This is a genomic window from Nocardioides sp., from assembly GCF_016462705.1.
Taxonomy (GTDB): domain Bacteria; phylum Actinomycetota; class Actinomycetes; order Propionibacteriales; family Nocardioidaceae; genus Nocardioides.
The window spans coordinates 1-4,156 of the sequence record NZ_JAEMSS010000268.1; the positions used below are offsets into that span (position 1 = coordinate 1).

Annotated in this window: 4 protein-coding genes and 1 pseudogene; 2 read left to right on the forward strand and 3 right to left on the reverse strand. The window is 73.7% G+C overall.

What is annotated here, in order from left to right; all coding sequences use genetic code 11:
- Positions 1–625 (forward strand): annotated as a pseudogene (locus JHD21_RS21125) (hypothetical protein); the annotation flags it as partial.
- On the opposite strand, the gene JHD21_RS21130 reads toward JHD21_RS21125, so the two are convergent.
- The 3 genes from JHD21_RS21130 to JHD21_RS21140 all read right to left on the reverse strand — a co-directional run bounded on the left by JHD21_RS21130 (position 557) and on the right by JHD21_RS21140 (position 3,343).
- A complete protein-coding gene (locus JHD21_RS21130) occupies positions 557–1,630 on the reverse strand; it encodes a glycosyltransferase (RefSeq protein WP_292679443.1) in 1,074 nt (357 codons plus the stop codon). The pseudogene JHD21_RS21125 and the gene JHD21_RS21130 overlap by 69 nt on opposite strands.
- 87 nt (positions 1,631–1,717) lie before the next feature.
- On the reverse strand, positions 1,718–2,188 hold the full coding sequence (locus tag JHD21_RS21135; protein ID WP_292679438.1) for a nitroreductase family deazaflavin-dependent oxidoreductase: 471 nt from the start codon (positions 2,186–2,188) through the stop codon (positions 1,718–1,720).
- 15 nt (positions 2,189–2,203) lie between these two features.
- The gene (locus JHD21_RS21140) at positions 2,204–3,343 is read right to left on the reverse strand and encodes a glycosyltransferase family 1 protein (protein WP_292679440.1); all 1,140 of its coding nucleotides are present in this window, start codon (positions 3,341–3,343) and stop codon (positions 2,204–2,206) included.
- A 135-nt stretch (positions 3,344–3,478) separates the two neighbouring features.
- On the opposite strand from JHD21_RS21140, the gene JHD21_RS21145 reads away from it, so the two are divergent.
- Positions 3,479–4,156: glycosyltransferase 87 family protein (locus JHD21_RS21145; protein WP_292679442.1), on the forward strand; the 678-nt coding region annotated here is incomplete at its 3' end.

Genomic DNA, 4,156 nt, shown 5'->3' on the forward strand with positions numbered 1-4,156 from the left:
GTCCGTGGGCGTCCTGGCCGGGCTCGGCGCGCTCACCGGGCTGGGCGGGGGATGGGTGAGCGGACTCACCGTGGAGGCCGCGGTGGCCACCCCGCTGTCGGCCACCACGCTCGTCGGGACCGGCCTGGCCGGGCTCACCGGTCTCGACCTCTTCCACGGACTGACGAGGCTGGTCGGCGGGGTGATGGCGGTCGGCCTCGCCGGCCGGCTGCTGGCGGCGTCCCGGACCGGGTCGCGGGACGTGGCGCTGGCCGCGGTCGGCACCGCCGTCCTGGCCCTCGTCGTGCTCAGCCCGGTCGTGCACATCTGGTACTTCCTCTGGGCGGTGCCCTTCGTGGCGGCCCGGCGGCTGTCACGGGTCGCGATGACCGCGCTGGTGGCGCTCTCGGTCGTCGGCGGGCTGGTCGCGCCGCTGGACTCGTCGCTGCACGGCGCCTATCTGGTGATCGTCTTCGGGGTGATGCTGGTGGCGGCCCTGCTCACGCTGCTGCTCCTCACCCGCCCCAGCCGGGACCGGGTCGACCGGATCGTCACGCAGACGCTGCTGAGCCCTGCACTAGGCGGTCGCGCCCACAGCGCGCGCGGTCTGGTCGTGGACGGCCAGCATCAGGTCGACGGTCCGTGACCACGGGAACTCCTCGGCGCGTCGCCGCGCCCCGGACCGGCGCTCGGCCACCGGGCGGCCCAGCACCCTCTCGACGGCGTCCGCGAGGGATCCCGGGTCTGGCGCACCCCAGGCGCCGGAGGTGGCGTCGACGAGCTCACGGGCGCCACCGCGGTCGGCGGTGACGACGGGGGTCCCGCTGGCCAGGGCCTCCAGCACCGCCAGGCCGAAGGTCTCGCCCGGACAGACGGACAGGGACACGTCGGCGGTCCCGAGACGACGGCCCAGGTCGTCGCGGCCGGTGATGAAGCCGTGGAAGCGCACGGGAGCCGACCCGGCCGCGGCCCGGATCTCGTCGAGGTGCGGTCCCTCGCCGTAGACGTCCATCACCACGGGGAGCCCGCGGCGGTGCAGCTCGGCCGCGGTGGCGACGGCGAGCTGCGGGGACTTCTCGCGGGACATCCGGCCGGCGTGCGCCAGCCTGATCGTGGCGTGGGCCGCGCCGGGACGGGGCGGTCGAGGACGGAAGGTCTCGAGGTCCACGCCCAGCGGGACCCGCACCATCGGGCAGCCGACCGCGTCGGCGACCGCCTGGAACTCCGCCTGGGCGTAGGCGGAGGTGACGACGACCTGGTCGAAGCTGCGCACCAACAGCCGGTTGAGCAGCGCGATGGACAGCTTGGCGCCGGTCTCCAGTCCGGTGCGCAGGGCGACCATGTCGTCGAGCCGCTCGTGGGAGAACAGCACCGAGCGCACGCCGTTGCGCCGGGCCCACCGGGCCACCGGCAGCAGGGTCAGCTTGTCGCTGAGCTCCACCGAGGTCGGCCGGAAGTCCTCGAGCACCTGGATGACCCGCCACGGCTCGACGATGAGCCGGTAGCCGCCGCCGACCCGGGGGGCCCGGAGCTGGACCACCTCACCGAGGGGCGTGCGGGTCGCGGCATCGGTCGGGCCCGGGATGACGAGGAGACGCTCCGCTCCGGCGGCGACGTACCCCCTCCCGAGCGCCTCGAGCGCGGTCTTCATGCCACCCGACGCGGGACCGATGAAGTTGGCGAGCTGGGCGATGCGCACGCGTCGAGCGTGGCAAGGCTCCGTGAACGGCGAGCGACCTCAGGTACGCCGCAGGCGGAACACCGGGATGAGCCGGTCGGTGCGCTCCTCGTACTTCGCGTAGTTGGGCCAGGTCCGGAGCATCACCTTCCAGGCCTCGGCGCGCTCCGGGTCGGAGAGCTCGGTCGCCGTCACGGCGAACAGCTCCTTGCCGAACTCGACCGTGGCCCGGCCGTCGGCCGCTCGCAGGTTGCCGACCCACAGCGGCATCTTGGGACCGCCGAAGTAGGAGCCCGCGATCAGGATGGTGTCGCCGTCGGGCACGCAGAGCAGCGGAGTGGTGCGCTCGACGCCGCTCTTCCTGCCCCTGACCGTGAGGTTGAGGTTGGGCAGGCCCGCGATGTCGAGGACGGTCACCCGGCCGCGGGTGAGCCGGTGCAGGTTCTTGTCCAGCCACACCACCTGCGGCAGGAGCTTCGGCATCCACTCGATCGCGCCGATCCGGATGGCGACGGGAGTCAACAGGCCCATGCCGGGACCCTAACCTCAGGCCGCGACCACCCGGTCCGCGTCCCTGCGCGCGATCACCTCGCGGTAGTGGCCGAGCAGCGCCGCGTTGACCGAGGCCCAGGACCGGCCCTCCACGCTGGCCCGGGCGGCCGCCCCCATCCGCAGGCGGAACCCGGGGTCGCGGGCCAAGCGGTCGACGTAGCCGCCGAGGTCGTCGCCGTCGCCCGGTTCGTACAGGAACCCGGCCGTGCCGTCGGCCACGACGTCGATCGGGCCCCCGGCGCGTGGTGCGACGACAGGTACGCCGGACGCGAGCGCCTCCTGGGCCGACTGGCAGTAGGTCTCGTGCCGGCCGGTGTGCACGAACACGTCGAGCGAGGCGTAGGCGCGGCTGAGGTCGTCGCCGGTCAGGACACCGGTGAAGGTCGCGCCCGGGAGCAGCCGTCGCAGCCGGGGCTCCTCGGGCCCGCCACCGACGAGCACCAGGGCGTAGCGCGGGTCGCCGGACAGGTAGGTGAGCAGCTCCAGCTCCTTCTCCGGGGCGAGTCTGCCGACGTAGCCGACCAGCAGGCGGCCGTCCGGTGCGAGGGTGCGGCGGGCGGTCTCGTCGCGGAACCGTGGGTGGAACGCCTCCAGGTCGACCCCGCGCGGCCACAGGGCCAGACGGGGCACCGCGAGCGCCTCGAGCTGACGCAGGCTCGCCGTCGAGGGCACCAGGGTGCGGTCGGCGTGCGCGTGGATCCGCCGGGTCAGCCAGCTCATGGCCTGCCGCCCGCCGGCGAGGTGGTAGCGCTCGGCGAAGCCGATCATGTCGGTCTGGTAGACGGCGACGCAGGGGATCCCGAGCTCCTCGGCGGCCCGGGCCGCCTGCAGGCCCAAGGTGGCCGGTGACGCGACGTGCACGACGTCGGGGCGGAAGCTCAGCATCACCGCCCGCAGCCGGCTCCGGGTCTCCAGCCCGATCCGGAAGTCGCGGTAGAACGGCAGGGCCGCGCCGCGGGCCAGCCAGACCGGGAAGCCGGCGTACTCGGCCGGTCCGGTCGGGGCCACCAGCCGGGCCTCGTGACCCTGCGAAGCCAGGTGCTCGAGCACCCGGCGCACGGAGTTGGTCACGCCGTTGACCTGCGGGAGGAAGGACTCCGCGACCACCAGGACGCGCATCCGGTCTGCCGTCACGCCTGGGACGCTAGGCAGCCCGGGACAACGCGACGCCGACCCCGCGGCAACGTCGCGTGAACACGTCGTGTCGGCCTCACCTCAGGCTGGCTCGGCGTTCACGAACAGGCCACCAGCGGTGTCGACGGTGGTCCCGTGACCGTGACCGTGAGCCGCGCCTGGGTCGTCTGCGTGATCGCCGTGGTGCTGGGTGCCGCAGTCGCCCTGGCCTGGGACCCGCTGGACCTCGACGTCTACCGGTTCGGTGGCCGGAGCGTCCTCGACGGGACGCCGCTCTACGCCGGCACCGACCCGGCGACCGGCTACCCCTTCACCTACCCGCCGGTGGCGGCCTTGCTCTTCGTGCCGGTGGCCGTGCTGCCCGACGCGCTGGCGACTGCCGCCTGGGTGGGCGCCGGCGTCGTCGCTCTCGCGGTCGTACTGGTCGTCTTCCTCCGGGAGCGCGTCGTCTCCCTGTCGCCCCTGCACCTCGGTGGGCTGGTCCTGCTGATGTCGGTGCTCGACCCGGTGCGGGAGACCTACGGCTTCGGTCAGGTCAACCTGCTGCTGATGTGCGCCGTCTGCTGCGACCTGCTCGTGCTGCGCGGCCGGTGGACGGGGGTGCTGATCGGTCTCGCAGCCGGGATCAAGCTCACGCCGCTCGTCTTCGTGGTGTTCCTGGTCCTGGTCGGGCGCCGGGCCGCTGCCTTCCGCGCCATCGCCGTCTTCGTCGCGACCGTGCTGGTGGGCCTTCTGCTCCTCCCGGCATCCGCTGCCGACTACTGGACCCACACGGTCTGGGACCCGGGGCGGGTCGGGGGCATCGAGTACGTC

Coding starts and splice junctions, on each gene's coding strand:
- JHD21_RS21130 (WP_292679443.1), bottom strand. CDS start 1,630: ATGAAGACCGCGCTCGAGGCGCTCGGGAGGGGGTACGTCGCCGCCGGA.
- JHD21_RS21135 (WP_292679438.1), bottom strand. CDS start 2,188: ATGGGCCTGTTGACTCCCGTCGCCATCCGGATCGGCGCGATCGAGTGG.